Below are 26,339 nucleotides of genomic sequence, written 5' to 3'. Positions count from 1 at the left end.
CTGGGAGCCGGAGTAACGATTCACTTATTTTTGAGAGATCGGCCGCTGAAAGTACAAAGCAATCTCCTCTTGCTCCAAGGAGGCGGGATCATAAAGGCTGTCGTCGTACCCGCAGAATTGAAAGCCTGCACGGCGGTAGAATTGAATGGCGGGGTGATTGATATTCTGGGTCTCCAGCCACAAGCAGCGGGCGGAGACAGCGCGAGCGAAGGATTCGAGGCCGTCCAGAAGCTGAGTTCCGGCGCCCTTGCCCCGGGCGCGGGACGCGACATACAGATGCTGGATCACGACGCGCCGGTTCCAGGCGGCGACCTGGGCCGCCGCGAACCCCATCACGCCCTGGCGATCCTCCGCCACAAGGGCGCAGTCCCACATCGCGCGCTCCTCCAGATCCAGCGCGTAGACTTTATGGATCGGCGACGCCGCAGTCTCTTCGACAAGCTGAAAAGACAGCTCGCCGCGCCGGGGACGGTAGAGGCGGTCCGTCACAAACGAACGGTCCAGCTCGCCAATCGCGGCAAGGTCATCGGGCCATAGCGCGGGGCGTATTTTGGCGATCATCCATTCTCCGAAGACGACGCTTGAGGGGTTAGCCCTGCTCGTTCATCCGTGTCATTTCCATCTGAAACGAAGTCGCCAGCAAATGATCGTAATCGATCTCGGGCGCTCGGGCCGCCGCGCGCTCCGCGACATCCTGGATTCGCGTAAACGCCGCCCTGGCCCCCTCCCGCTTCAGACGATCCTCGGCGGCCTGCGCCTCATCTTTGGTGATTCGCAGGAACGAGATCGCCCAGAGAGTCAGGTTGTTCGCGGTCAGGTTTTGATCTCCATCCCAAAACTCACCATGCAGCGTCAGCCATTTTTCGACCGCTTCTCGTGTGGCGCAAAGCTGCGCATCTGGATTTGGTTCATTCATAGTACAGCTCTGACGGCGGCTCCGTCCAATTGGTTCCTCGAAAAAACAAAGAATTTACGGTCTAATTAAGCGGCGCTATTGCGCCGATCATCATAGATATGCGCGGCCACTGCACTTCCGGCGCAGTAAGGGTGGATTTTTGTGACAGCTGAGACGCTGACGACGGCGCTCTCCATCGTGGCCGGCACGATGGAGCCTCGGAACTTGACGGAGGCGGCTCGCGCCGCCCTGAACTTGGAGGGCTATCCCTCGCGCGAACGCGTGCGTGAGCGAGCCGTGGAGATTCTGCTCTATGCGTTCCAGGAACAGCAAAAGCGGATCGAAAAACTGGAGGCCAAAGCGCAGAAGGGCTGAACACGCCATCAGCCTGGAAACCGCGCGGAAAAGAGCGAAGCGTCTCCCAGATACTCGTAAGCCAGGCCGTTCTGGGGAATAACCCACGCGGCTTTGCCCTGCGCCTCGGCGAAGGTCAGAGTCGAGCGCGTTCCCGGCGACGATCCGTCCCAGAACGCCAGCACGAGATCGCAGGCGGCGACAATCTCGCGATTGCGCAGCGGTCCCGCGCGCCGTCCCAAACTCCAATCCGCCCGGATCTCCGTCAGCGGAATCCCATGCGCCCGCGCGTAACGCGCCGCCGCGGTGTCCACCCCGCGCGCTCCGCCGGAGATGATCCGTGTGACCGGCCCGGACCAGTCCCGTAAAAACTCCCATACCAGCTCGATCGGCGCAAACTCGCGTGAGCCGACCACGGCGACGTTCATCTCATTTCTCCCGCGCCCGCAAACCCATCTTGCCCATTATGATACCCGGACGCCCAGAGCCGAAGATAAGTGAGATCTAATGAAAACAGTGCTAAAAGCCACAATTAAAATTGGACTGTATGAGTAACAGGAAGTTCCATCGTCCAAATAACATTCCGAAAGGCCGGCATGGCCTAATTCTACCGCCAGTTAAGGATGATTAAGACGGAACCATGGATTTAACTAAACGTGAGCTAGAAATTTTACAATACGTGATGCAGGGGAAATTGAGCCGTGAAGTCGCGGAAGCTCTGTTTCTCAGCAAGCGTACGGTCGATTTTCACTTATCCAATGTCTATACGAAATTAAATGTCAAAAACCGGGTACAGGCATTTCACCAGGCAAACAAGCTTGGGCTGCTACCCTAAACCGCGACCATCATAACCTCGCCGGCGGCGACGCGAATTCAGCGCCCGAGCGCCTCGCATCGCCGCCAGCAAATCGCGCCTCCTTGACCTCCGCCCCGCCAAGCACTCACCCCTCTTCTCCCAGCATCAGACAGGCGATTCCTTTACACACTGTTTTCCTCACTCGGATTGGCTGGGAGCGAAGCGCGCCCCGCAGCAGGTAAAATAGAAGGGTGACGCCGAAGCGTTTTTGAGAATTGATCGCTGTGAAGGCGGATTCGGATGCGATCGCCGCATTCGGATGAGGAGCGCAAAAATGGAAGAACAGTTGGAATTCGCGACGGGCTCGTCGTACGAGCAGCCCCGCGAGCCGAAGAATGAGGCCGGCGCAGCGGACGATCTCGCCCAGCAATTCATGGCGTCGATGCGCCGACAGCGCGAGATGTTTCTTTACGACAACTATCACTTGCGGGAAACCCACGTGCTTGTGCTCTACCCGCAGCGCGAGGAGCCGGTGGATGAGGGACGCGTTTACATTCAGGAAATGGTGATGATCCCCAAGTCGGAGGCGTCGGACGACCTGCCGGCCTTCGAGAACGTTCCCGGCGACTGGCCGACCGGGGAAACGCGCGTGGTCCTGCGCACCGTTCAGGACAAAAAACCGCTGTAATCATAACTCATGCGCCGGAGCAGTTTCTCTGCCCCGGCGCGCCCTCGACATTATGTCAGATCGTTTCTTCGCAGCGTACGCAGCGACCGCTGGAGAAGCGACCACGTTGTGGGATGCCCCGCCAGATCCTCGATATTGAGCACGAGCCCGCCCCGGCCGTCCAGCGGCGCGACGACCTCGCCGACAAAATCATATCCCCGATCGGTTCCCGACCACGTCATCCGCGCGCAGCGCACGCCGCCCAGCACGACATTTTCCCCGTTGGATTGCCGCCAGTTGCGCCACGCCCGGCGCTGATGGAGGGAGGCGATTAGCTGGCGCACCGCGTCGGCGCCGCCCGGCGAACTGCTGAGACTCGAAACGCGCGCGTTGAGTGACGGCGCCGCGCCGGGGTTGTACTGCGGCCCCGTCCATTGATAGTTCGCGGTCGCTCCCGGACTCTGGCGCAGCGAGAACCCGCGCGGCGGGCGCAGCGCGTAACCGCCGAGGATAGCCTCACGCAAGATCCGCCCTCGATGGCGGCCGTGGTCCACGGACGCCGCCAGCGCGGAGTGGACGCACGGCGCCAGGACCAGAACGGCGACCGTCGCGGCGGCGAAACCGCGCCGGACTCCCTGGTCCGCGAAGGCGCGCCGCCCGTCAGCTCGATTCATTATTCTCATGGATGCAGGTTTTCCCTTCCGTGTCGAACTTGCCGCCGCTCACTTCGGGATCGCGCCGGGAATTTCCTGCGATAATTCCAGACAGGCGGCCTTGAACAACAGCCAGACAAACTTTCCGATCAATCGATTTGACAATCCGAACATCGTGGCGATTGATCATAATTTGGCGCCAGGAATTGCGCATTTTTTGCTTGACAGTTTGGTCCGATGGCCTTATAGTAGTGATGTTCGCGCGGACAGGTCGTTTGGAAGCGCGGGCGCTCGATCAAATCCGGAAGCGCCTCCCATGAGGAGCGCTAAGACCAGCTCACATTGATGTGTGTTACACAGAAAACGGAGAGACATGAAACTCATTACGCGTGGAATTCTCGGTCTGCTGCTGGCGGCGTCGCCACTGAGCGTCAACGCTGCGGGAAACAACTGGATGAGCAGCCTGAACGGCTCATTACCCCTATCCCAATTCTCCATTCCCGGCACTCACGACTCGGGAGCGCTCTCCGAGCCGGTGTCGGGGACCGCGAAGTGTCAAAATCTGAGCTTCGGCGACCAGTTGAACGCGGGCGTCCGGTTTATGGATATCCGGTGCCGGCATATCAACGACGCCTTCGCCATTCATCACGGACAAGTTTACGAAAATGCGAACTTTGACGATGTACTGAACGCGGTTATCGGTTTCTTGAACAGCAACCCCAGCGAAACCGTCATTATGAGCGTTAAGGAGGAGTACACGGCTTCCGGAGACACGCGCACGTTCGAACAGACCTTTGATTCTTATGTCGCGAAGAACCCGAGCAAATGGTACCTGGGGTCGAGCATCCCGACTCTGGATCAGGCGCGCGGCAAGATCGTTTTGTTCCGCCGATTTGGCGCCAGCAATACGCCGAAGGGCATCGACGCCTCGAACTGGCCGGACAATACGTCGTTCAGCACCGGCGGATATCTGCGCGTTCAAGATAACTACAACGTCTCGAACAATGACACGAAGTGGGGACAGATCTCGCAAGTGCTCGGCGAAGCGCACTACGGCGGCCCGAACACGCTCTACGTCAACTTCGCCAGCGGCGTTCAAAGCGGAGCGTTCGGAATCCCGAATATCCCGAACGTCTCCAACAACATCAATCCTCGTCTCACCAGCTACTTCGCCGCGAACACCAGCGGCAAGTTCGGCGCCGTGCTGATGGACTTCGCCGACGCCGCGAAGTGCTCGATGATCTACAACACCAGCTTCCCCGCAGACGGCCCGGCGTCCAGCCCGCCCCTCTTCATGATCGTCAACAAAAACAGCGGCATGCCGCTGGACATGATCAGCGGCGATCCGACCAACGGCGCGCGCATCAACCAGTGGACCTACGATGTGAACGGCCCGAACCAGCGCTGGTCGCTCGCCCCCACGGAAAATGGCGATCACTTCCGCATCGCGTCTTATGTCACCGGAAAGTGCGCCTGCATCCAGCAGGATCTGACGACTCCGGGCGCGCAGCTTTACGCCTGGGACTACACCGGCGGCAACCCGGCGCAGCAGTTCGATCTGGTCGACGCCGGCAATGGATACTTCAAGATCAAAAACGTGAAGAGCGGCCTGATCCTGGAAGTGGCGGGCTCGGCGACAACCAACGACGCGAAGGTGCAGCAGAACGCGGACACCGCGACGGCTAACCAGCTCTGGCGGCTCCAGCCATGGGGCGACTACTACGCCCGGACGGCGGCCGGCAAGTATGTCTGCATCCAGAATTCCGGCAGCTCCAACGGCAATCCGATCATCCAGTACAGCTGGGAAAGCAACCCCTGGTTCCAATGGCGCTTTGAAAGCGTGGGCGGCGCCGATCTGAAGGTCTCCAGCCTCAACGCCCTCAGCCGCGTGCTCTGCGTGGTGAACGGCTCCACCTCCGCCGCCGCCAACACTCAGCTCTACGATTACAACACCGCGAACGTCGGCGATCAGAAAGTGCGCATCGTTCCGAAGACGAACGGCCTCAACAAGTTCTACTTCGTGCACGACGGCATGAGCTGGGATATCCCGAGCGGCCAGACGGGCAACAATGTCCCGCTCCAGCAGTACCCGGACAACGGAAACGCGCAGCAGCAGTTCCGCCTCGAACGACTCCCGTAGTCCATCGAGATCTCCCGCGAACGCATGACAAAAAAGCCCTCGACGCCGCGCAGGCGTCGAGGGCTTTCCCGTTCAGAACTTTCGGGAGCCGCTAACCGCTGGCGTCCACCCGCGCGTCGATCGCGTTGAGCGCCTGCGCGACATAGGCGGCGTGCGGGGCATGAGTTTCGTCGGGGATGACGTGGGAGTGCGGGGCGGTCGCCTTGAGCGCCTCCGAGGCGAGGAAACGACATGTCTCCAGAGAGTTTTCCTCGCAGATCGCCTCCAGCGCCGCCGCGTATCGCTCCAGCATCGCCGCCATCCGCGCGTTCTCCGCCTTCAGGTCCATTTCCAGTTCATCGGTCATTCCCGAACACCCCTCTCTTTCACTGACTTTGGAAGCCTTCACACACCATCACCGCACGGGCAAAACGCCGAGCTGGAGCTTGTTGGCGTTTGTCGCTAGCTCAACGCTCTTCAGGAGAACGTCGCCCGAATGCGCCGCAGGATCGCCAGAGGGAATCTGCTCGGCAAAAATCCGTTTCATCGGCTTCATCAAACGCAGGCGGCGCATCCCCACGGCTTCCCGCATCTTTTGCTCCCGCTCCAAACGCTTTGCGGCGATATGCGCCAAAGCGCGCTTGTCCCCATCGTCCGGGACCACGACTTCATTATACGGCTTCAGGAATCGGCGGGTATACAGCCGCATCGGATTCGCTGAAGACACGGACGGCGTTACGGATGCGCGGCGCTCTTGATATCCATGGACAATTATTCCCGCCGTCAGCACCAGACAAACGAGTGCGATCAGAAGTGCGGCGTTGCGTGGTTTCAATTTGTCTTCTCCCTTGTGGTTCTTACTGTCTCAGACACACAGGAACAAATTTAGTTGCACCGGCAAAACACAGCATTTCAATAATTGTTGATGTCCCCGCTTACCCTTCTTTGACTCCCGGTTTCGTTTCCGCCTTCACCGATCCTTCCGATCGCATCGTTTCCACGAATGCTTTCACGGACGAATTGAGCCGCGCCGCTTCGTGGGGCAGGCATTTTCCAGAAGCATGGTAGAGGGCGCTCCAGACGCGCTTCTCATTCCCGGGCTTTCCGTGGGATGGCGCGTCCGAACATGTTGCTTCCCACCAGTGCGTGCCCGCGACGTGGATCCGGTCCAGCAGCGCGTCCGTCATATCCGCGTTTTTCAAAGTCGCGTCCACGATCTTCGCGCCGGAGAGGTCCGCCGCCTGCAAATCCGCATCCTGCAAAACCGCGCTCGTCAGGTCCGTGGACTGCAAGTTGGCGGACTGAAACGAACAGCCCGAGAGGGAGGCGTTCGAAAACTTCGCCCGGCTCAGATCGGCGCCGTCAAAACGGGAGCCGTCCACCAGGGCGCAGGAAAAGTCCACGCCCTGCAAATTCTGTTTGGCGAAGTTGGCGCGCGGCAGAAAGGCGGACTTCAGATCGAGATCCTTCCCGGCGAAGTGCTTGATGGTGTCCTCCAGCAAATTACGGTTCCAGCGCAGCCGGCACGCCGCGTCCGCCAGCGCATTGATTGCGTCGATCTTCGCCGAGGCCAGGTGGTCGTCATGGATCGCCCGGTAAAACTGGGTCGCGTCCCGGTGCGAATGTTTGAACACATCCGGAAACGCCCGAGTCAAGCGCGGCAGCTCCTGGCTCTTCAGATGCGTGACGCTCGCCGCTTCCGACAGCCAGTCGCTCCAAACATCCTCGCGGTTGTCCCCAGGCGTCTCGTCGCCCAGGCCGTAGGTCATGGAGGCGTAGTGCCGGGCGAGCTTATCGACCAGATCCTTTTGCAGATCGATGTGGACGCTGAAGATATTCTCGAACGCCACGCGCCGCCGATACCGGACAAGCGCTTTGAGCGAGGAGATGACCGACGAGAGCACGACATCGTTGCGTTCGATCCGTGTCCCAACCAGCAGCTGATTGAAGGCGATCTCCCAGTACGGTCGGCGCGCGCGGAGCCAGTCGCGCTCGCTCCCCATTTGCGCCAGCAGCCCGGCGGCGCTCGCGCGCAGCACTTCGCTGTCCTTGTCGCCAAATCGTTTGAGCGCTTCGTAGAAGTGCGTGTCCTTTTGGTTCTTCAGCGTGACGAAGCAGTTCACCCAGAGAGCGATGAACGCGACGATTGCGGCGGAAACGGCGCTGTAGGCGGCAATGGGGATGGGTGGTGGGTTCATGGGTCGTTGGCCGAAATACGCTCTGCGGTCGGCGATCGTGTGATCTCACATTATGACACGGAACGCGGCGCGCCACGCTCCGCCAGACGCATCAATATTCCCGGCGGCGGCCGCAGAGTCATCGTGGCCCAGGGAGAGATGTCTTGATCGGGAGAGCCCTCCAGCCGAAAGCGCGCGGCGATGGTCGCGAGCAAAAGGGTCGTCTCCATCACGGCGAAGTTCTGGCCGATACAAACGCGCGGGCCGCCGCCAAATGGGAAATAGGCGTATTTGGGCAGGCGCGCCTGGCTCCCATCCAGCCAGCGCTCCGGAATAAACGCATCGGGATCGGCAAAGTATTGGGCGCTGCGCTGGACGGCCCAGGGACTTGTCAGAATCAGCGCCCCGCGCGGCGCGGGGAATCCGCCAATCACACCGTCTTTTACGGCGGTGCGGCCAACCATCCAGAGCGGCGGATACAGTCGCAGGGTCTCCTTCACCACGGCCAGCGTATACGGGAGGTCGGGCAGATCGCGCTGCGTAGGCGCTCGGCCTCCCAGTACGCTGTCCAGCTCCCGCGCGAGACGCGCGTCGGCGCCGGGATGGCGCGCCAGCAGCAGGAAGGCCCAGGTCAGCGCCAGGGCGGAGCTTTCATGGCCGGCGGCTAAAAATGTCTTGACTTGCTCGCGGACGTACGCCGGGTCCTGATCCGGATCGCTGAGCAGCGAGCCCAGCAATGGCGCATCGCTCTGGTGAGCGCCTCCCGCTCGATACTCCGCGATCAGCGCGTCCACAAGCGCGTCCAGCCGTCCGATCGCCCGGGCCTCACGCCGGGACGGCGGCAGCGGCAAGAGGCCGAACAGGCGATGCTTCGCTCCGAAGCAGGCCATCACGGTATCCATGGCCTCCCCGATCTCTCCCGCCTGCGCCGCGATATCGCTGCCCAGCATCGTCCGCGCAACGATCTCCAGGGTGAGGCGCGCCATATCGCTCTGCACATCCCGAGTTTGTCCGCGCCGCCACTGCGACAGCATCCGGCCGGTGAGCGCGGCGAACGTATCTCCATACGCCGGAATCTGATGCGGAAGAAACGCCGGCTGGCACTGCCGGCGCTGGCGGCGCCAGTCATCGCCGTCCGTGGTGACGAGGCCGTCGCCAAGAAGACGCCGGACGGCGGCGGTGCGCAGCCAAATCGGCTTCACGAAGTTCTGATGGTCCGTCACCAGAACCCGCTCGATATCGTCCGCGTCCAGCAGAAGCAGGGCGGACATGGCGGGAAAGCGCAGCGGCGCAACCGGCCCATAATCGCGCGCGCACTCCGCAAGAAACACCAGCGGATCGCGCTGCAATGCGGGAAGGTGGCCGAGCCACCCGCCTGGCGGAGCCGACAATGTTGTTTTCATACTCGTATCTTTAATCTACCCGCCGCGCGCCAGGATAACGCACGCGACGCAGTGGGCAATCAAGATCCAAAAAGACATTTGTGTTAATTCGGTGGATACAGTATAATGATTGAACTCTGCTGTCAGAGTCATAGACTGCAAGCAGAGAAGCAATTCGAGGGCTAATACCGAACCATGGGCCATTTGTTTCAGAAACTGTCTCCCCAGATCTTATGCACATTGTTTGCCGGCGCGACGATGCTGAGCGGCGCGCCGCATCGCTGCTTGGGAGCGCAGCCGCCCGCGCGGAACGCGCGCTCCGTACAGGCGGCGTTCGGTCATGACGGGCTGGCCTCGCTGAAGTCTGGGAGCGATGAGCTTCTGAGCGATGGACGCTTCGATGTCAAGACCGTCCTCTTCACGCGGCCGGACGGGACGGCGGTCAATCGGCCCCTGGGAACCGGGAAACAGACCATCGATCCCAAAGCCCGACGCGTCACCCGCGCCTATGACTGGGGCGCCGTCAGCTGTACGGCCACGCCGGCGGCGGGGCGGGTGAATTTCGACATCGCCATCAGCAACCATTCGGGGGATGTCCTGAGCGGCGTTCTGATTCAGCTTCTCACGCTCAAGTTTCCCGGCGGGGTGAAGAGTTTCGAGGATGGCCTGCGCACCGGCTCGAATGTAGACAAGCCGACCGTGGTGGGGGTTGAGTACGGAAGCGGCGCGCTGGCGGCGGCGAACGACGATGTGACGCAGCCACTGTACTTTGGCCTGCCGACCGGAGACCCGAAGAAGCCGGATTCCGTGTTCCCATTGCTGGCGGCGACGTATCGCGATGCGGTCTTTCCCAGCGCCTGGATGGCGTCGCCGCGCATCGACCGTCCGATCTACCCCGGTGAGTCCGCGCATCTGCATCTGTCGCTGCGGACCGGGCCGGCGGGAGCCGCTCCGGACACCCTCGCGACCGATGTTTACCGAAAGTACGCCGCCGCGTACCCGTCCCATTTGACCTGGAAGGATCGGCGCCCGATCGGTTATCTCAACCTGAGCGTGACCGTACCGCATCCCGGCAATGGCAAGAACCCGCGCGGGTGGTTCAACAACGACCCGGCGGTGGATGTTACGACGCCGGAAGGCCGGCAGGCGCTGCAAACCCGCCTGCTCGATCTGGCGGACCATTGTATTCCACTGCTGAAGGCGACCGACGCCCAGGGCGTGATCATCTGGGATATTGAGGGACAGGAGTATCCGCACGCGATGAGCTATGTGGGCGATCCGCGCCATCTGCCGGCGGAGGTGGATCCGGTCGCGGACCGCTTCTTCCAGAAGTTCCGGGACGCCGGCCTGCGCGTCGGCGTCTGCCTGCGGCCCCAGAAACCCATGAAGACTCTCTATGGCGATATCGCGGAGCAGGTCCAGGTGGCCGATCACCTCTACAACCTGAACGACAAGATCGCCTACGCCAAAAAGCGCTGGGGATGCACGCTGTTCTACGTCGATTCGAACGTCCACTTCGACCTTGGATCCAGCCCGAGCGATGAAAAGGCCTACGAACTGCTCCCCGCGCGGCTCTTTCAGGACGCCGCCACGGCCAACCCGGACGTGCTGCTCATCCCGGAGCAGCAGACAACGCGTTACTACGCCTACGGCGCCCCCTACGACGAGCTCAAACAAGACATCGCGGCCACTCCGGCCGCCGTGCGCCGCATCTACCCCGACTCCTTCACCGTCATCTCCGTCGCTACCGACACCTCCGGCGGCCCGCTCGACACCCGCCGCGCCGAGCTGATCGATTCCGTACGCCACGGCGACATCCTCTTATTCCGGGCATGGTATGAGACTCCGGAAATGAAGCCAGTACAGGAAATCTATCAGGCCGCGAAGCGCTAAGAAGCGGCGCTTCTCATTTGAACACGGCGTCTTAACCGCTGTGCTGCGGGCTCATTGACGTGTCAGGCTTCCATCGAGTCGGATCGTTTGACCGGGCTTGAAGGTAAGCGCGACGGATTTTCTCTTGTAGCGCAGTGTGAGCGCGGCGCTCGCGGCGCTATGTACGGTCACGCTTTTCAGGGCGCCGCTGCGCCAGGATTCGTCAACGACGAAGCCTCCGCGTGCGCGCAGGCCAGTGATGGAGCCGGTCCGCCAGGACATGGGGAGCGCCGGCAGCAGGTCAATTCCGTCGTTCTGGCTTTGCAGGAGCATTTCGGACATGGCGGCCGTGACGCCGAAGTTGCCATCGATCTGCATGACCGGCGGAGTGACGTCGCCCAATAAGCCGAACAGGTTCACACAGGAATTGCGCGCGGCGAAGAACTGCGTCAATTGGCGATCGGCGCCATCGCCGTCGCGCATCCGAGCGAACTGCGCGGCGCGCCATGGGTAGACCCACTCGGTGACATCGCCGATGTTGCCGCGATGGAGCAGCGAGACCTTCGCGGCGTCCATGATCGCGGGGGTTTCTTGCACGCTGAATTCGTGGCCGGGGTAGACGCCGATCAGGTGCGACGTATGCCGGTGATGGTCGTTGGGATCATCTTTATCCTCTACCCACTCTTGCAGCTGGCCCCAGTGGCCGATCTTGGGAGTGAGCAGCTTATCGCGCAGCGCGGCAATTCGGGCGCGATCGTCGGCGTCGATATCCAGCGCTTTGCTGGCGGCGATGTCGTTGGTAAAGAGGTCCCAGACCAGCTCCTGATTGAAACTGACGCCGTCCTCGAACGAGCCGTGCTCCGGTGACCAGCCGTTCGGGACGACCAGGCGGCCATCGGGCAGCGTCTTGAGCTCCGCCCCCCAAAACTGACAGATCTCTTTCATCAGCGGGTAGGCCCGCTTCCTCAGAAATTCTTTATCCCCTGTAAATGCGTAATGCTCCCAGTAGCTTTGAAGGAGCCAGGCGTTGGTCGTTTTGATCCACAGCCATCCCATGCCCCCGGTGACGTTGAACGACGCACGCGTGTCCCATCCCATCGTCGGCTGCGCTCCGGACGCCAGCTTGTACTCCGGATCGGCTTGCGTCAGTACGCGCCAAGAGGGAATCTGGCTGTCGACGAGGTCGAAGAGAGGCTCCGCGCACTCCGGCAGGTTGGCGACTTCGACGGGCCAGTAATCCATCTCAATATTCAGGTCGGTGTGGTAGTCGCTGGACCAAGGCGGCGTATTGCTGTCGTTCCAGATCCCCTGGAGATTGGAGGGCAGGCTGCCGGGCCGGGAGCAGGAAAGGAGCAGATAGCGCCCATACTGATACAGCAGCTGCTCCAGCTCCGGGTCGTCGCCCTGCCCCGCCAGAATTTTCCGGGCGTCGGTTGGCAGCGCGCGCCGATCCGAGGAGGTCTTTCCCAAATCGAGGCTCACCCGCTGAAACAGGGTTCCATAATCGGCGATGTGCCGCCGCCGGAGTGTGTCGTAAGGCGACTGTGACGCGGCGTCGACCTGCTGGGTCAGGGCCGGGTGCGGATCGCCGCCCTGGTAATTCCGGGCGTAGTCCATGACATAGTTCGTCGCGGCCCCCAGAATCAGGGTGACGCTGCTGGCGCGATCGATCGAGATCGTGGAGCCGTCGATCTTGGATGTCCCGCCGTCCACGATGACCTGGAGCTGCGCCTCGTACGCCATCCCATTGGACAGCTTGCCGGAGAACGTCATCCGGTGCGCGCCGGACACGGCGATCTTCTCGTCATGCGCTCCCGCCAGCGAGAGGGCGCCCGTATACGCTCCCGGACGATCGGCGGTGTAGCGGGCCACGATCACCTGGGCGGGGTTGCTGGCGAAGTACTCGCGGTGGTAGGTCACGCCGTTGGCGTCGTAGCGAACATGCGCCGTGCTGCTGGCGAGATCCAGATCGCGGCGATAGTGGGTCGCGGAGTAGATCGCCGGCTGATCGAAATCGATCTCGCCGAACTTCTGGTAACTCCCCATCTTGCCGTAATCTCCGCCCGGATTTTTGTCGCCGGTCCAGAGGCTGCTTTCGTTGAAGACGATCCTTTCGTCGGCGGCGCCGCCGTAGAGCAATGCGCCCATCCGGCCGTTGCCGATCGGCAGCGCCTCGTTCATGCCCCCGGCGGCGGGCTGGAGATACCAGAGCGTCAGCGGAGACGGGGCGTCGCCCTGCGGCGCGACGGCGCGCGCCGTCCATGGGAGGCACAGGGCCAGCATAGCGAAGAGCGCCTTGAGAAGAAATCCAGAGAGCCGGACCTGGAAGATAGGGTTTCGAGTTGTGTTAGTCATCGTTCTATTTGTGTAAGCCATGGTATTTTCGAGTCGATTCCGTTACGCCGTTACGGTCAGACCAAGAGCGCGCTGGCGCAGGTGCTCGTCTTTGCGGCCGGAGATTCGCGCGACGACGTCGGCGCCGAGAAATCGCGGAGCGCCGCAGGCGAGCGCGCCGATCATAATCTTCGCCGCCTTGTCCGCCATTCGGGTGATCGCCAGCACTTCAGCCGCGGAGCCGCCGAGCGCGATCAATCCGTGGCTGCGCAGATAGATCGTTTTCGGAGTGACCCCGTAGTCGCTTCGATAGGATTCCACGGCCTGATGAATGGCGCGCGCCAGAGCAAGGCCGGGATCGACATACGGCACAAAACAAGGGGCGACCCCGCAGACGACGATCGCATCGGGAAAAAGATAGCCCTGCTGAACGGCGCTCCAGCCGGCATCGGAGCAGAGCAGACTATTGATGCTGGCGACATGCGTGTGCCCGACAAACCGCGCGCCGAACGAGCCGAGCAGGTCGGCGTGAAACATCGTCTCCACGCTGGGCATGCGCGCGCCGGAATCCACGCGGGCGTCCTGAAGCATGGCTTCGGTATCCTCGTCGCTGTAGGCGACGCCCGACGTGATGGCTGTCAGGAACGGCTCCAGCCGCACGCGGACCAACTGGTCGGCGGTAAGATCGGCGAGCTGTGAGCCGCTGGCCTTCACGAAGAATGTCTCGGCGTCGACGCACGCGGAGGTGTTGCCTTCGCCAAGGATCGACCATTCGTGCGCACTGTTTCCCAGATCGTGGGACAGCGTCAGCAGTGTTTGCAGGAGGTCAGTGAGGACAATGTCTTGCATAGCGATAATCTCCAAAGAATCTAATAAATTCATGTGCTTCGTTGAGACTGGACGCCGCTTGTCGCGCGATGAAACGGCAGGCGGCGTTATGGCGTCTCCGCTAATTGTTGGCGGCGATGGCGACATCAATGCCGAAGTTCGCCAGTCCCGCGATAATCGCCGGATCGAGGTCTTCCACGGTGACCACCGTTTTGATGTCGCTCAGGCTGCCGAACCGCCGGAGGGAGCGGACGCCAAATTTGCTTTTGTTCACCAGCAGATAGTTGTGATCCGAGATCGCCAGCATGCGCTGTTTCATGGTCGCCTGCGCCTCGTTCACGTCGCTCAGGCCGAATTCAAAGTCGATTCCGGTGCATGAGAAGAACAGATGGTTGACATGGTAATCCGACAGCATCTGCTCGGCGCGCGATCCAAGGAATGAGAGCGATGCGGGGGCGAGCGTGCCGCCGGTGCACACAACACGGATATGCCGTCGTTCGGCCAGCACGTTGCAAACCTGAAGACTGTTGGTCAAGAGGGTGAGCGGAATATCGGGAATAAGCTGCACGAGATGCAGCGCGGTCGAGCTCGCGTCCACCATCACGGTGTCCCCTTCCTCGATCCACTCCACGGCCCGGCGCGCGATGGCGGCTTTCTCCGGCACGAAGCTCACCGCGCGCTCGGTGCTGGTCGCCTCGCGCCCGCCATGCTGCGCCGCCATCGCGCCGCCGTGGCTGCGCACCAGCTTGCCTTCGGCCTCCAATTTCTCCAGGTCCCGTCGAATGGTCTCGTCGGCGACCTGAAACTGCTGCGCCAATTGCGAGACGCGCACACCGCGTTCCCGGTCCACGATGATCGCGATCTCTCGCTGACGCTCTGCTGCTAACATATCACTCTTACTCCCGTCGGCGCCGCCAGCGCGGATTTCTGCGCAACCCTCCGGCGTATCCCGCGGTTCGCACGCTGTCACTATAACAGATTCCCACATCGCTGTCAAGAATATCTCACATATCAATTCGCAAATATTGGGTTTTCTCAAAACAAAGACTCGTTTCGAGTCTCAATCTTTGTATTCCTGGTGTATAATCCACATTAAACCACAATTAACAACATATTCATGCACTGCCAGCGCGAAGGAGCATCTTAGCCACTATGTCCGAACGTTCTTTTCAATTTGTCCAGGATCTCTGGGACGACGCCCAGGCCGACCTCCTTTCTCCGGTGGACCGCCTGGTCTACCGCTCGAATCTTCTGGGCGCCGACGGGCGGATCACCAACACAGGCGGCGGCAACACGTCGTCGAAGATCATGGAGCGGGACCCGGTCACCGGGGACGCCGTGGAGACGCTCTGGGTGAAAGGGTCTGGCGGCGACCTGCGCACCAGCACGCGTGAGAACTTCGCATCGCTGTATGAAAGCAAGGTTCTCGCCTTGAAACAGGTGTATGAAGCCATCGAGCCGCGCGGTCCGGAAACGGACGCGGAGGACCAAATGGCGGCGATGTACGCCCATTGCGCCTTCAATCTCAACCCGCGAGCCGCCTCGATCGACACCCCGCTGCATGCGTTCGTCCCGAAAAAGTTTATCGATCATATGCATCCGAACGCCGTGATCGCCGTGGCGGCGAGCCGTAATGCGGATCAGCTCACCCGCGAGATTTACGGCGATGATATCCTCCACACGCCCTGGCGGCGCCCTGGGCTGGAATTGGGCCTGAAGCTGCGGGAGATCCATCGCGAGCGCCCGGACGCGAAAGGCGTCCTCCTCGGCCAGCACGGGCTGATCAATTGGGCGGATGATGACAAGGAGTGTTACCACCTTACGCTCGATATCATTGAAAAGGCCGCGTGGTACATTGAGGCGCGCGATCGCGGTGAGCGGACATTTGGAGGGGCCAAATACGAGAGCCTGGACGCCGAACGGCGCGCAGCGGTGTTCGCCCAGATCCTGCCGTGGCTGCGCGGACAAGTATCCCAGAACAAGCGCCTTGTGGCCGCCGTTCAGGACGACGACCAGATCCTGCGCTTTATCAGCAGCCACGACGCGCCACGCCTGTCCGCTCTGGGCGCCAGCTGTCCCGACCATTTCCTGCGCACCAAGATCAAGCCGCTGTACGTCGCCTGGGACCCCCAAACGCAGGACGCGGCGGCCCTGAAGGCGAGCCTGGCGGCGGGCCTGGCGCAGTACCGGCGAGACTATTCGGCCTACTACCAGGCGTGCAAGCGACCCGATTCGCCCGCCATGCGCGACCCGAACCCAACGGTGATCCTCATACCCGGTCTGGGGATGATCGCCTGGGGGAAAGATAAGAGCGAGGCGCGCGTCACGGCCGAGTTCTACAACTGCGCCGTCGAGGTGATGCGCGGCGCGGAAGCCATCGACGAATATGTAGCTCTGCCGGCTCAGGAAGCCTTCGACATCGAATACTGGCTAATGGAAGAGGCCAAGCTGCGGCGCATGCCGCCGGAGAAGGAGCTGGCGCGGCAAGTCATCGCGGTTGTCGGCGCGGGCAGCGGCATCGGGCGAGAGGTCGCATACCGGCTCGCGTCGGAGGGCGCGCATATCGTCGCCATTGACCGGGACGCGCAGGCCGCCAGGGCCACCTCCGAAGCGATCGTCGCCCAGGTCGGCATGGGCGTCGGCGTGGCGGGGAGCGGGATCTCGGGATGCGGCCCGGCGATTGGCCTTGGGGCCGATATTACCGACCGCGCCAGCATCCGCGCGGCTCTGGATACGGCGATCCTTGCCTATGGCGGCGTCGATTCGGTGGTGGTCACCGCCGGCATCGTCGCCGCGCCGGATGCATCGGGGCATATTCCGGATGAGATGTGGGCGCGGACATTCGCGGTGAATGTCACCGGAAGCTATCTTGTCGCTGATGAGATGCGGCGCATCTGGGACGCGCAGGATTTGAGCGGCGGCAGCCTGGTGCTCATGACATCGGTGAATGGAGTGGTGGCGAAGCGAGGCAGTTTTGCTTACGACGCCAGCAAGGCCGCTGCGAACCATCTGGTGCGCGAACTGGCCATGGAGCTCGCGCCGCGCATTCGGGTAAACGGCGTCGCCCCCGCCACCGTGGTGCAGGGCAGTGCGATGTTCCCGCGCGACCGGGTGATCGCCAGCCTGATCAAATACGGCGTCGGCTATTCGGAGGAGGAAGCGGACGAAACTCTGCGCGACCGGCTTGCCCAGTTCTACGCCGACCGCACCCTGCTCAAGGAGCCCATCACGGCGGCCGACCAGGCCGAGGCCGTGTTCTTGCTTCTGTCGCGCCGACTCGCCAAGACCACGGGTCAGATCTTGTCCATCGACGGCGGTCTTCACGAGGCGTTCCTACGATAACGCAGCCGTTCTTCAAGCCCGCCCGAGAGACGAAAAGCAACAATCAAAAGCGACAATCGCGAGTGAGAGCATGTGAACAATGGAATCCGGAGGATCAATGATGAACAGGCGAGATCTGTTAAAGGCAAGTCTTGGATCGATGCTGGCGGCCCCATTTCTCTTCGGCCAGGACGCGGAAGCCGCGCTGATGTCCCAGGGCGCCACAAACGAAACCGCCGAGGCGACGCACTGGACGGCGGAGAGCGATGTCGTCTGGACGACGCCCAGCAAAGACTCGGCCGGCTCCATGCCGCTGGGGAATGGGGAGGTGGGAATCAACCTCTGGGTGGAGGAAGGCGGCGATCTTCTCTTCCTCATTAGCCGCAGCGACGCCTTCAGCGAGATCGCCCGCCTGCTCAAGGTGGGCCAGGTGCGCGTCTCGCTCACGCCCAGCCCATTCGCCGCCGGCGCTCCGTTCCATCAAGCGCTGCGTCTGCGCGACGGAGTCTGTGAGATCTCGGCGGGGGAAAATGAGGGGCGGGTCGTTCTGCGGGTGTTTGTCGATTCGGAGCAGCCGGTGATTCACTGTGTCGGGGAAGCGGCTGGGCCCGTGCGAGTGCAGGCGCGCGTGGAGAGCTGGCGGCGGGAGGTGCGGACGCTCTCCACCGACGAGGAGAAGAATTCCGCCTGGACGATGCTGGGAGCGCCTTTCCCGCTGGTCGAATCCGCGGATCTCTTCCCGCCCGCCGCCCGCGACGCCGTGACCTGGCTTCACCGCAACGAGACATCCCCCGCATTCCGCGAGACGCTGCGGACGCAGTCGCTGGAGTCGGCGTCCGACGCGATCGCCGACCCGCTCCGGCGCCGCACATTCGGCGGCTGGCTGACCGGCTCGGGCTTCACGGCGACCGGGGACGATGTCCTCGCCACGCCCTCTCCCGTCCGGTCCTTCGCTCTGCGGGCGGCGGCCCCGTGCCTGCAAACCGAGACCGCAGCGGAGTGGATCGCGGCGGCGCGCGGAGCCGCCAGCCGCTCCGCCGATTGGGAAGCGGCGCTCCGGCGCACGTCAGCCTGGTGGCGCGCCTATTGGGACCGCTCCTGGGTGGTGGCGGGAGGCGATCGGGGCGCGGATTCCCCCGGCGCGGAGGTACGCTCCCCGGTGACGCGCGCATATACGCTCCAGCGTTACATGCAGGCGTGCCAGGGGCGAGGCGTCTACCCAATCAAGTTCAATGGCGGCGTCTTCACCGTCGAGCCGAAGAAGGAAGGCAAGGAGCTTAACGCGGACTGGCGTCAATGGGGCGACCCGCACTGGTATCAGAACATCCGGCACATGTATCACCCGATGCCCGCGTCTGGCGACGCCGAGATGATGGATCCGTTCTTCCAGCTCTACGAGCGGGCGCGCCCGCTCGCCGAAGCCCGGACACGCCTCTATCACGGGGCGGAAGGCAGTTACTTTCCGGAGACGATGACGGTGTGGGGCACATACGCGAACTCGGACTATGGCTGGGATCGCAAAGGCAAGCATCCCCAAGACGTGGATAGCCCCTGGTGGCGGTACGCCTGGAATCAAGGGCCGGAGCTGGTCGCGCTCCTCCTGGACCGCTGGGACTACACCCAGGACAAGCGTTTCCTGAAGGACCGCGTGCTGCCCATGGCCGTCTCGGTATTGACCTACTTCGACACCCGCTTTGCCAAGGACGCCCAGGGGCGAGTGCGGCTGGATCCGGCGCAGTCGATCGAGACGTTCCGAACCGGCGTCGTCAACGACATGCCGACCACGGCGGGACTGAACGAGATTACGGCCCGGCTCTGCGCCCTCCCCGACTCCCTGACCACACTGGCGCAGCGGAAGTTCTTCGCCCACATGAAAACCGCCGCCCCGGTCGTCCCTCTCGAAGAAGTCGAAGCGGACGGAGCGAAACGGCGCGTCCTGGCCCCCGCGCAGACATACGGCCCGGAACGCTCCAACGTTGAGAATCCGGAGATGTACGCGGTATGGCCCTTCCGGCTCTATGGAGTGGGCCGCCCCGACCTGGAGATCGCCCGCGCCTCTTACGCACGGCGGGTAAACCATCTGGACGTCGGGTGGGGATACGACGGTAACTGCGCAGCGATCCTGGGCCTTTCCGACGAAGCCGCGCGCATCCTGCGGGTCAAATGCGCCAACTCAAACCCGGCCCACCGCTGGCCGGCCACTTGGGGCCCGAACTTCGATTGGCTGCCCGACCAGAATCACGGCGGCAACCTTTTGGAGACCACTCAGCTCATGCTCCTCCAGCCTGTCGGAAACAAGATCCTTCTGCTGCCCGCCTGGCCCGAAGCGTGGGATGTCCACTTCAAACTGCACGCCCCGCAGCGAACCCTCGTGGAGTGCGTTTATCGATCCGGCCGGATCGAGCGCCTGTCAGTGTCACCGCATTCTCGCCGGAAAGACATCGTCACGCCGGATTTTACGACAAGGCCAGTCATCCCCGAGCGGTGATCCTCCAGAAGCCGATCAAAATCCTCCCGCCAGGGAGGCCGCGCTGGTCGCGCGCCATTGCCGTAAACGCAGTCCCCGCGACCTCCTGCATTTTGACGTGAGTGTTAGTGACGAGAGTGGGAGGCAAGCATTTTGAGGTAACGAAGATGACTCCGATGCAACGCGTTCAGTTCATCGCGATCCTGCTGGGACCGAACCTCCGGGAGCAAAGCCTTATAGTCCACCATTTCCTGGCTCGCGTCCAGGTACGAGCATCGAAAATGCTGGACGTAGTATTCAAATCGGTCGTCCGTGGACGCGGACGAAGGCGGAACTTTGACATGCTGCTGAGAATAGAGACTCAAAAATTTCACGGGCGCGAGCAATAGCAGAAAAATCAGCAGCGTAACGATAATCTTCATGTTTTGCCCAAGTGAATTATACTGTAAGCTCCGAACGCATCCCCAGGAGATCGCCGATCGTTTTCTATCGATCCACACTTGAGCGCGCCGACGTCAAGAGTAATGACCCACATGAGCTGATCGCCCTTCACAGTAATTCGCAATGTCGGTATGTGATCTTTACAGGAAATTGATTCCGGCGCGGCGGAAGCAGATCAACGCGGAATAAGTTCTCTTCCTCCGATGTCAATATCATAACACCAAAGAAGCCCCCGTCTCCAATGGAGACGGGGCTTCTTTTTGCCGGGTCCACTACTGGATGATATCTGGGCTGTAATGGCCGCACATCATGAAGTCCACATTCTGCGTCATTGCTTCTACGCCATCTCAATATAGGGTTTCATCTTATTCCAAACGCGATCACGGCTGGCGTACTCAAACAGCATGTCCATGTCGAGCTTGTCTTTGTTCCATGCGTCTTTCAGCGCCTCCAGCGTCTCGTCCAGGCCGACGCGCCCCAGGTACTTGAAGCAATCCGCCAGGGTCTTCTCCGCCGAATGGATCCGAACGGTCACCCCCTCGATCGTATGCTCCTCCACACCATCGCTGAGAACCTTGCGATCCATACGGACGCTTTCCACCGACGTCTCAACGCCGGCCGGCACATAAGACCGGGATTGCCGGGGGAATGCGACCCAAACGGCCCGGGGAAGCTGTGCGCCGATGTCGTGGAAGCTCAGGGCGCTGGTCAGGGCAATTACGGAGCCAGGAATCGCCGCCGCCACTTCGACGAAGCTGCGGTAGAGGGAGGGCTCGGCGCCGGGCAACACGTACATGCCCTTACCGACTTTGCTGAGATCGCCCGTCGCCACCAGATTGTCCAGATAGGAGCGGTACACGTGGGTGCCCCTCGCTCAGATTGGATCCTTTGCTGACGTGGACGGATCGCATATACTGAATCACATCGTCGCGCTTGGTGGCTCATGGTGTGATTACACCGTAAGAATTGTACACGATATGTATATATTGTATAGATTTTACGAAACCATTGACGGATAGATATGGTTTGGGGAGCGATCTGTCGAAAAACCGGCAAAATGTCGACACATTTTAGGGACATGTCGATTTCTTCGACATGTCTGGGGCGTTAATTGCCCTCCCGCGCGCGGGAGCCTCAGGGAAGCCATCCGCTCCGGCGGCGCCAAGAAAGATCTCAATTGACGGCTGCTAACGCCTTCGCCAAACGTCGGACGTCGTTGGGCTTGCAGTCGAACAAGTTTGACGCCGCGACTTCCAAAAGGGTCGCGCGCAGGAGATCTATCGAACGTCCGCCTTCCATATCTTCGAGTTTGAAGTCGGAAGCCTTCAAGACCAGTCCCAGTTGCCCTGGGTCCATCGATGTGAGGATTAACAATCGGACGACGTTGCTGCAATTCCAGCGCTTCAAATCGTATGGCAAATCCTGAACGCTTTGCCACCCAGCGGCGATGCGCAACTTATCGAGCCCAACGACCGTATCCTCGAAGTCCGCTTTTCGCTGCATATAAGGCTGTGTCCGATCACTCTCGATTTCGTAGCTGACGGGATTGCGGATCGTCCTGGGCTTCACCGGATAGGTCAAGCGTCCGATCAAACCATCGACTTCCGGCCAGAAGCTGACATAAGTGCTACTGCCATCTTCGTGCGTAATATCCAGGGCGGAATGCCCGATGTCCGGTGGTATATGCGCTTCCAGAACAACGGTGACAGGGGTGGGTAACCAGGTGTAAAGTGTTATCATGATATTGGATGCCCTTGATTGACAGCGCGAGAAGCGCCTGGCGAGCGTTGCTGCCTTGACTCTATCCCGCCCACCGCCAAAACATCCTCTCCGCTGGCGCAGGCGTTCTGCTGGACCGCCTGGGAAGGCTCACGCCCCAAAGAACGCCGCCGGCGTCCGGTCGCGCACATCGGGGTCAGGCTCGCCGCCGGTCGCCGCCACGTACCGCCCCCATGCTTCCCGTCCGGCCTTCACCACGAGCGCTACGTCGTGCTCCGCCTTCTCGCTGATCCGGGCGTCGGCCGTCACGTTCTCGAAGGTCTGTGTCCAGTGATCCAGGTTCGCGAGCGCGGTTTGTGCTTCGGCCATGATTTCTCCATTCCGACCTACCGATCAAATTGAGCTTTAGGTGGTAGACATTTCGTCCTCTAAGTGATCAACTTCTCTCCATGATCTGACAAGAGTGGCATCCAGGCCCGCAAGTTCTTGCCGCGTGGAAGCTAAATCCGTCTCAAGAGATATAACCCTTGCGGTGAGGATGCTGATTTTCGCAGACATGTCGGCGAGATAGTTTCCTAAGTTGATCTCTTCAGGACGAAACTTGGTTCCTCGACACGCTCCGCAGGGGATAAAGTCTCCCGTCGTGTGGAGCGTGCGCCCGCCGACGCCGCCGCATACCTCACAATCGATTTGTACGGTGACTGTTCCCGAATTACTCATCTCCATGGTTACCCGATCCTTTGCATCTTTTCCGCCATTCTACAGCAAATCCACAGCCCTGCACAGAAATATTTTTCCAATTGCCCCAAACGCGCGACGCTTTTCCCGCACGACGAGACACTAATGAGTCAGAGACGACACTTCAACGTGGGAGGGTGGTTACTTTGACAGAAACGTCGAAAGGCCGTTGCGGGCAACGAGTGGTTCGAATCGACAAATGCTTGCTTTCAGATATAATGGTGAATGAATTGTACACTGTAGAAAATCCACTTCCTGACGACGCCAATGCAGTCATAATTCGCATGCACTACGAAGGGGATCCTGTTTACAATGTAGTCGTGGAAAGCAGTGCTTTTGAGGGGGGAGGGGGAGAAAATACCCGAGCATAACCTGATCGTGCTGGGCCCTGGCAATTCTCGTATCCCGATTTTGCATCAGGTGAAGAGGATGATTGCTGCTGATTAATGATGGAGCCATCTAAAGCTCAAGATGAACTTTAGATGACTATATACCATTGCAGACGCCGTAAGTGTCCATTCGCCATCCAATCCTCGCCAATGCCGCCGCCACGCCTTGACCGAGCCCCCCTCATCACTCTCAGTTATAAGGAGTGCGCTCCGCCTCTTTGATCGCGCCCACCACGGACTTGAACTGCGATGCCTGCAATCTCGATGTAGGTGGTCTCAAGCTTTAACCATCGCGGGGCTTCTTCCGCAGCGACGACGGCGGCAACATACAAGTATCGCGTTCCACCGACGCTACTGAGTGTGGTGGCAATCCGGCTCTCTCGTTCCCATCACCTTCGCTCACATCGGTCATCGCGGTCGGCGGTCTCGGTAGCGGTTCGCGTTACCGGCATTGTCGTGGCGGGCTGTTTTACTTCTACAGCGAGGCGTTCCATAATGCTGTTGGCGCTGTAGATCAATACATTCGCCGGCTTATAACAAAAGAAACCCGTCCTTCAATAATAGAAAGACGGGTTACATTCATCGTAATTGGCTGCCGGACTAGGATTCGAACCTAGGACCTCTTGTTTCAGAGACAGGCAGACATAGCTTTGGCGTTCTTCTCATCTCAATGCGGCTCGTCCATAGGTTGATAAACACCCTATGACCGCCTGAGCATCTTTTCAAGGTTTTCCGTTTTTCCCATCTAAAATGGGAAAAACTATGACCGCTTGTGATAAGCCGTCACTCAGAGCTACGCGTCGCGTAACAAAACTATTTTGCCGGGTCCGCTCCGGCGTCATGGACGGCTTTGACCACGGCGACCGCAATCGGCCTCAGCGATTTGGGCATAGCGCGATACTGCTGAATGATTTCCGCTTCGCCGGCATCCGTATCTTCACCTTCACCGTAAAAGTATCCGACGGACACACGCAGCAGCTTCGCGACCGATCCCAAGCTCTCCGCGCTGATCGGCTGTCCCGATTCGATCTTCGACACATTGACCCGGCTGACATCGAGCACCTGAGCGATATCGGATTGTGTCACCCCGAGGTATTCGCGACGCTCTTTGATGCGGCGGCCGATGTCGGCGCTGGTAACGGACGGATTGGACATCGTGTGAAAAAGCGTTCCTTGGGACAGTGCGCTTAGAGTTCGGTTCTGACGTGGGCGTATCCTGCATGATTTTCCGGCGGGGAAAATTGCATGTTAAAGGAGGCGCCTAAGTGAACATCCTGTTTGCCGGCCGATTGGTGTGACGCTGAACGGTGCGCTATACTGCGAAGCACGATTATAGTAAAGCGTAGGTAGCTCAATTGAAGAGGGGCAGCATTCAGAATTCGTGCTTCGCCCCTACTTTATCATGCATTATTGAACACGAACAATCCAAATTTAGATTGAGATACCGCCGATTAAAATACATCCCACCGAACAGTCACCCGCTTGTGGGTGACTCGGGTCTGGCGCGCATGTCTCGCCTTCGTAGAAAATGCAAGCTCAGGATCGGAAACGAAATTCCCCATTAAGCAGATTATAGCTGCTAAGATTTTCAGAAAGGCATTCTGAAAATCAGAATATTTATGATACTCGCCTAATCTTAACAGTGTGTGTATCTCCATTAATTAATGGTAAATTGAGATTTTTACACATATTTTCCGCAAAAGCCTTGGCTAACTCTTGTGAACTGAATATTCCTAGTGTGGGAAGAGAATTCACTTTGGATTTTAACGATATTCCAACTATAACGCCATAGAATCTTCTGCTAGAGAATGGTCTTATAAATACTCCCTCAATATCGTCCCAATCACCAGAACTCATACTTGGACGAAGAACAGAGCCACATATGTATCTATAGTTACGCGTGACTGGATCTAGATAAATTTCCTTTACGCCAGGGAGATACCACATCATCGCCACGCTTAATACGATAGCTGCCAATATATTGAGACCGACTAATATGTAGCTGATAGTAGTAACCGCATTAGGATTTTGTAGAAGGCGCTCTACGAGCGCGCCACCATACACAAAAACGGAAAGGAAAGTGCAATATATACTACAGAATATTGGGAAAAGTCTCATAGCTAAAGGAGGCCGAAAAGCAAAGTTATCCGTAGCCTTCCTTTGCCAACTGCCCGATTTAACACTCGGCAATACAAGCAACACTACGACAAGCGGATAACCTAATACAACGGCCACTGATGCAATTGTAAAAATATCGTACATAGTTTTATTACGATGAGCCCAATTATTGATGAGATAAATCGGAAGCTAAGCATTGTCAGGAAAGGCGCTAGATGCTCATTCCGATTAATAAATCGAGCTCACTCAGTTACTGAGTGAGCTCGATAGTACTAAGATTGATCACAGGCCGTTTCGCCAGATAATCCCAGAGAAGCAAAGGCGGATTCAAATAGCCCTTCTAGTCCATTCTTTATTTGCTCATTCAATCCCTTCATATTGTCCAGTTGCGCTCCTAAGAAGCCATCTATGCAGCCAAGTGCAGTATCGGCCAATCCCCCGATAAATGCACAGGCATCTTCTTTTTTCTGAATCGTCAGGACATTTCTTCAATTTAGAACAAATCCGTCCAGCAGCCCAATGCAACGCGCCTGATACGATCCCTTCTACGCAGCCAAAATCACTCGCGACGCGAGTGTACACGCTCCATCTGTCAATCCATCACAAAATGCCACTGCACTTGCCGCTGCTGTAGCCGCAAGTACTTCGGACAAGCAGTCTAATTCACGTATACAACGATTATAGTCATCGTTGCAAGGATCGTTGTTAAGGCCCGATAGACCCAATATTGCTCCTAAACATCCACCGGCCGGCCCACCCAAAATTATGGGGAATTCAGAGGTTCCCATAGAATCATCGCTGTTTGTAGGACCGTCGCCAACGTATTCATATGCATTAGCACCGCCTTTATAACCCATGGGATCTCGGGTAAGGAAGCGTCCTACAGCCGGGTCATAGTAACGATAAGTTAGCAAGGCAAGCGCCGCCGATGCCGTACCTGCTTCCCAGTCAGTATAATAACCATTCTGCCCGCCATACCCCGAATATGGATCAGTATTACTATCCGTGCTCAAACGACTTCCGTAAGCATCAAAAGTCTGCGTTGACAGCACATTGCCAGTACCATCAA

The 26,339-nt window shown here is 59.6% G+C and carries 26 protein-coding genes; 7 read left to right on the top strand and 19 right to left on the bottom strand.

Going from position 1 to position 26,339, the window contains the following annotated elements:
- Positions 1–24: 24 nt before the first annotated feature.
- A complete protein-coding gene (locus tag D5261_RS07900) occupies positions 25–561 on the bottom strand; it encodes a GNAT family N-acetyltransferase (RefSeq protein ID WP_119322637.1) in 537 nt (178 codons plus the stop codon).
- A gap of 28 nt (positions 562–589) precedes the next feature.
- A complete protein-coding gene (locus D5261_RS07895; protein WP_119322638.1) occupies positions 590–916 on the bottom strand; it encodes a hypothetical protein in 327 nt (108 codons plus the stop codon).
- 141 nt (positions 917–1,057) lie between these two features.
- Between D5261_RS07895 and D5261_RS07890 the strand changes: the two genes are divergently transcribed.
- The gene (locus D5261_RS07890) at positions 1,058–1,270 is read left to right on the top strand and encodes a hypothetical protein (protein WP_119322639.1); all 213 of its coding nucleotides are present in this window, start codon (positions 1,058–1,060) and stop codon (positions 1,268–1,270) included.
- Between the two features lie 8 nt (positions 1,271–1,278).
- Here D5261_RS07890 and D5261_RS07885 read toward each other — a convergent pair whose 3' ends face one another.
- Positions 1,279–1,677: an SLOG family protein gene (locus D5261_RS07885; protein WP_119322640.1), complete on the bottom strand. Its 399-nt coding sequence runs from the start codon at positions 1,675–1,677 to the stop codon at positions 1,279–1,281.
- 212 nt (positions 1,678–1,889) lie between these two features.
- Here D5261_RS07885 and D5261_RS07880 point away from each other — a divergent pair, with 212 nt between their 5' ends.
- Positions 1,890–2,084, top strand: a complete 195-nt coding sequence (locus D5261_RS07880) for a helix-turn-helix domain-containing protein (RefSeq protein ID WP_119322641.1) — start codon at positions 1,890–1,892, stop codon at positions 2,082–2,084.
- A gap of 295 nt (positions 2,085–2,379) precedes the next feature.
- Positions 2,380–2,733: a hypothetical protein gene (locus tag D5261_RS07875; protein ID WP_119322642.1), complete on the top strand. Its 354-nt coding sequence runs from the start codon at positions 2,380–2,382 to the stop codon at positions 2,731–2,733.
- 50 nt (positions 2,734–2,783) lie between these two features.
- Here the strand turns inward: D5261_RS07875 and D5261_RS07870 are convergent, their stop codons facing one another.
- Positions 2,784–3,386 carry a hypothetical protein gene (locus D5261_RS07870; protein ID WP_119322643.1) on the bottom strand — a complete coding sequence of 201 codons (603 nt, stop codon included), beginning with the start codon at positions 3,384–3,386 and terminating at the stop codon, positions 2,784–2,786.
- A 352-nt stretch (positions 3,387–3,738) separates the two neighbouring features.
- On the opposite strand from D5261_RS07870, the gene D5261_RS07865 reads away from it, so the two are divergent.
- On the top strand, positions 3,739–5,505 hold the full coding sequence (locus D5261_RS07865; RefSeq protein ID WP_165864357.1) for a phosphatidylinositol-specific phospholipase C domain-containing protein: 1,767 nt from the start codon (positions 3,739–3,741) through the stop codon (positions 5,503–5,505).
- A gap of 91 nt (positions 5,506–5,596) precedes the next feature.
- On the opposite strand, the gene D5261_RS07860 is transcribed toward D5261_RS07865, so the two are convergent.
- The 4 genes from D5261_RS07860 to D5261_RS07845 form a co-directional block, all read right to left on the bottom strand.
- On the bottom strand, positions 5,597–5,851 hold the full coding sequence (locus D5261_RS07860) for a hypothetical protein (RefSeq protein WP_119322644.1): 255 nt from the start codon (positions 5,849–5,851) through the stop codon (positions 5,597–5,599).
- A gap of 48 nt (positions 5,852–5,899) precedes the next feature.
- Positions 5,900–6,319 (bottom strand): hypothetical protein, encoded by a 420-nt coding sequence (locus tag D5261_RS07855; protein ID WP_119322645.1) that lies wholly within the window; start codon positions 6,317–6,319, stop codon positions 5,900–5,902.
- A gap of 100 nt (positions 6,320–6,419) precedes the next feature.
- The gene (locus D5261_RS07850; RefSeq protein ID WP_119322646.1) at positions 6,420–7,682 is read right to left on the bottom strand and encodes a pentapeptide repeat-containing protein; all 1,263 of its coding nucleotides are present in this window, start codon (positions 7,680–7,682) and stop codon (positions 6,420–6,422) included.
- A 50-nt stretch (positions 7,683–7,732) separates the two neighbouring features.
- Positions 7,733–9,064 (bottom strand): cytochrome P450, encoded by a 1,332-nt coding sequence (locus D5261_RS07845; protein ID WP_119322647.1) that lies wholly within the window; start codon positions 9,062–9,064, stop codon positions 7,733–7,735.
- A 174-nt stretch (positions 9,065–9,238) separates the two neighbouring features.
- On the opposite strand from D5261_RS07845, the gene D5261_RS07840 reads away from it, so the two are divergent.
- Positions 9,239–10,936, top strand: coding sequence for a hypothetical protein (locus D5261_RS07840; protein WP_119322648.1), 1,698 nt, complete (start codon positions 9,239–9,241; stop codon positions 10,934–10,936).
- A gap of 51 nt (positions 10,937–10,987) precedes the next feature.
- Here D5261_RS07840 and D5261_RS07835 read toward each other — a convergent pair whose 3' ends face one another.
- The 3 genes from D5261_RS07835 to D5261_RS07825 all read right to left on the bottom strand — a co-directional run bounded on the left by D5261_RS07835 (position 10,988) and on the right by D5261_RS07825 (position 14,966).
- Positions 10,988–13,270: a glycoside hydrolase family 95 protein gene (locus D5261_RS07835; RefSeq protein WP_165864358.1), complete on the bottom strand. Its 2,283-nt coding sequence runs from the start codon at positions 13,268–13,270 to the stop codon at positions 10,988–10,990.
- Between the two features lie 42 nt (positions 13,271–13,312).
- Positions 13,313–14,098, bottom strand: a complete 786-nt coding sequence (locus tag D5261_RS07830; protein ID WP_119322650.1) for a class II aldolase/adducin family protein — start codon at positions 14,096–14,098, stop codon at positions 13,313–13,315.
- 100 nt (positions 14,099–14,198) lie between these two features.
- Positions 14,199–14,966, bottom strand: coding sequence for a DeoR/GlpR family DNA-binding transcription regulator (locus D5261_RS07825; protein WP_165864359.1), 768 nt, complete (start codon positions 14,964–14,966; stop codon positions 14,199–14,201).
- Between the two features lie 263 nt (positions 14,967–15,229).
- Between D5261_RS07825 and D5261_RS07820 the strand changes: the two genes are divergently transcribed.
- The gene (locus D5261_RS07820) at positions 15,230–17,419 is read left to right on the top strand and encodes a bifunctional rhamnulose-1-phosphate aldolase/short-chain dehydrogenase (RefSeq protein WP_119322652.1); all 2,190 of its coding nucleotides are present in this window, start codon (positions 15,230–15,232) and stop codon (positions 17,417–17,419) included.
- Positions 17,420–17,516: 97 nt separating this feature from the next.
- Complete coding sequence (locus D5261_RS07815; RefSeq protein WP_125206087.1) at positions 17,517–19,886, top strand: DUF5703 domain-containing protein; 2,370 nt, start codon at positions 17,517–17,519, stop codon at positions 19,884–19,886.
- Between the two features lie 104 nt (positions 19,887–19,990).
- Here D5261_RS07815 and D5261_RS07810 read toward each other — a convergent pair whose 3' ends face one another.
- The 8 genes from D5261_RS07810 to D5261_RS33400 all read right to left on the bottom strand — a co-directional run bounded on the left by D5261_RS07810 (position 19,991) and on the right by D5261_RS33400 (position 26,322).
- Positions 19,991–20,287: a hypothetical protein gene (locus D5261_RS07810; protein WP_119322654.1), complete on the bottom strand. Its 297-nt coding sequence runs from the start codon at positions 20,285–20,287 to the stop codon at positions 19,991–19,993.
- Positions 20,288–20,643: 356 nt separating this feature from the next.
- A complete protein-coding gene (locus D5261_RS07805) occupies positions 20,644–21,165 on the bottom strand; it encodes a type IV toxin-antitoxin system AbiEi family antitoxin domain-containing protein (RefSeq protein ID WP_119322655.1) in 522 nt (173 codons plus the stop codon).
- Positions 21,166–21,479: 314 nt separating this feature from the next.
- Positions 21,480–22,046 carry a hypothetical protein gene (locus D5261_RS07800; RefSeq protein WP_119322656.1) on the bottom strand — a complete coding sequence of 189 codons (567 nt, stop codon included), beginning with the start codon at positions 22,044–22,046 and terminating at the stop codon, positions 21,480–21,482.
- Between the two features lie 129 nt (positions 22,047–22,175).
- Complete coding sequence (locus tag D5261_RS07795; protein WP_119322657.1) at positions 22,176–22,394, bottom strand: thioredoxin domain-containing protein; 219 nt, start codon at positions 22,392–22,394, stop codon at positions 22,176–22,178.
- Between the two features lie 36 nt (positions 22,395–22,430).
- Positions 22,431–22,751, bottom strand: coding sequence for a hypothetical protein (locus tag D5261_RS07790; protein WP_119322658.1), 321 nt, complete (start codon positions 22,749–22,751; stop codon positions 22,431–22,433).
- Positions 22,752–23,965: 1,214 nt separating this feature from the next.
- Positions 23,966–24,307, bottom strand: coding sequence for a helix-turn-helix domain-containing protein (locus D5261_RS07785; protein WP_119322659.1), 342 nt, complete (start codon positions 24,305–24,307; stop codon positions 23,966–23,968).
- A gap of 462 nt (positions 24,308–24,769) precedes the next feature.
- Positions 24,770–25,414, bottom strand: coding sequence for a hypothetical protein (locus tag D5261_RS07780; protein WP_125206088.1), 645 nt, complete (start codon positions 25,412–25,414; stop codon positions 24,770–24,772).
- Between the two features lie 401 nt (positions 25,415–25,815).
- A complete protein-coding gene (locus D5261_RS33400; RefSeq protein ID WP_354673118.1) occupies positions 25,816–26,322 on the bottom strand; it encodes an RHS repeat-associated core domain-containing protein in 507 nt (168 codons plus the stop codon).
- Positions 26,323–26,339 lie beyond the last annotated feature (17 nt).

The sequence above is a fragment of the Capsulimonas corticalis genome (assembly GCF_003574315.2).
Taxonomy (GTDB): domain Bacteria; phylum Armatimonadota; class Armatimonadia; order Armatimonadales; family Capsulimonadaceae; genus Capsulimonas; species Capsulimonas corticalis.
Note: the sequence above shows the minus strand (reverse complement) of the source record. Positions and strands in the feature narration are given on the sequence as shown.

Coding starts and splice junctions, on each gene's coding strand:
- D5261_RS07880 (WP_119322641.1), top strand. CDS start 1,890: ATGGATTTAACTAAACGTGAGCTAGAAATTTTACAATACGTGATGCAG.
- D5261_RS07780 (WP_125206088.1), bottom strand. CDS start 25,414: ATGTACGATATTTTTACAATTGCATCAGTGGCCGTTGTATTAGGTTAT.
- D5261_RS07835 (WP_165864358.1), bottom strand. CDS start 13,270: ATGACTAACACAACTCGAAACCCTATCTTCCAGGTCCGGCTCTCTGGA.
- D5261_RS07795 (WP_119322657.1), bottom strand. CDS start 22,394: ATGGCCGAAGCACAAACCGCGCTCGCGAACCTGGATCACTGGACACAG.
- D5261_RS07820 (WP_119322652.1), top strand. CDS start 15,230: ATGTCCGAACGTTCTTTTCAATTTGTCCAGGATCTCTGGGACGACGCC.
- D5261_RS07810 (WP_119322654.1), bottom strand. CDS start 20,287: ATGAAGATTATCGTTACGCTGCTGATTTTTCTGCTATTGCTCGCGCCC.
- D5261_RS07850 (WP_119322646.1), bottom strand. CDS start 7,682: ATGAACCCACCACCCATCCCCATTGCCGCCTACAGCGCCGTTTCCGCC.
- D5261_RS07860 (WP_119322644.1), bottom strand. CDS start 5,851: ATGACCGATGAACTGGAAATGGACCTGAAGGCGGAGAACGCGCGGATG.
- D5261_RS07830 (WP_119322650.1), bottom strand. CDS start 14,098: ATGCAAGACATTGTCCTCACTGACCTCCTGCAAACACTGCTGACGCTG.
- D5261_RS07815 (WP_125206087.1), top strand. CDS start 17,517: ATGATGAACAGGCGAGATCTGTTAAAGGCAAGTCTTGGATCGATGCTG.
- D5261_RS07865 (WP_165864357.1), top strand. CDS start 3,739: ATGAAACTCATTACGCGTGGAATTCTCGGTCTGCTGCTGGCGGCGTCG.
- D5261_RS07900 (WP_119322637.1), bottom strand. CDS start 561: ATGATCGCCAAAATACGCCCCGCGCTATGGCCCGATGACCTTGCCGCG.
- D5261_RS07800 (WP_119322656.1), bottom strand. CDS start 22,046: ATGATAACACTTTACACCTGGTTACCCACCCCTGTCACCGTTGTTCTG.
- D5261_RS07885 (WP_119322640.1), bottom strand. CDS start 1,677: ATGAACGTCGCCGTGGTCGGCTCACGCGAGTTTGCGCCGATCGAGCTG.
- D5261_RS07870 (WP_119322643.1), bottom strand. CDS start 3,386: ATGAATCGAGCTGACGGGCGGCGCGCCTTCGCGGACCAGGGAGTCCGG.
- D5261_RS07790 (WP_119322658.1), bottom strand. CDS start 22,751: ATGGAGATGAGTAATTCGGGAACAGTCACCGTACAAATCGATTGTGAG.
- D5261_RS07875 (WP_119322642.1), top strand. CDS start 2,380: ATGGAAGAACAGTTGGAATTCGCGACGGGCTCGTCGTACGAGCAGCCC.
- D5261_RS07785 (WP_119322659.1), bottom strand. CDS start 24,307: ATGTCCAATCCGTCCGTTACCAGCGCCGACATCGGCCGCCGCATCAAA.
- D5261_RS07845 (WP_119322647.1), bottom strand. CDS start 9,064: ATGAAAACAACATTGTCGGCTCCGCCAGGCGGGTGGCTCGGCCACCTT.
- D5261_RS07825 (WP_165864359.1), bottom strand. CDS start 14,966: ATGTTAGCAGCAGAGCGTCAGCGAGAGATCGCGATCATCGTGGACCGG.
- D5261_RS07895 (WP_119322638.1), bottom strand. CDS start 916: ATGAATGAACCAAATCCAGATGCGCAGCTTTGCGCCACACGAGAAGCG.
- D5261_RS07840 (WP_119322648.1), top strand. CDS start 9,239: ATGGGCCATTTGTTTCAGAAACTGTCTCCCCAGATCTTATGCACATTG.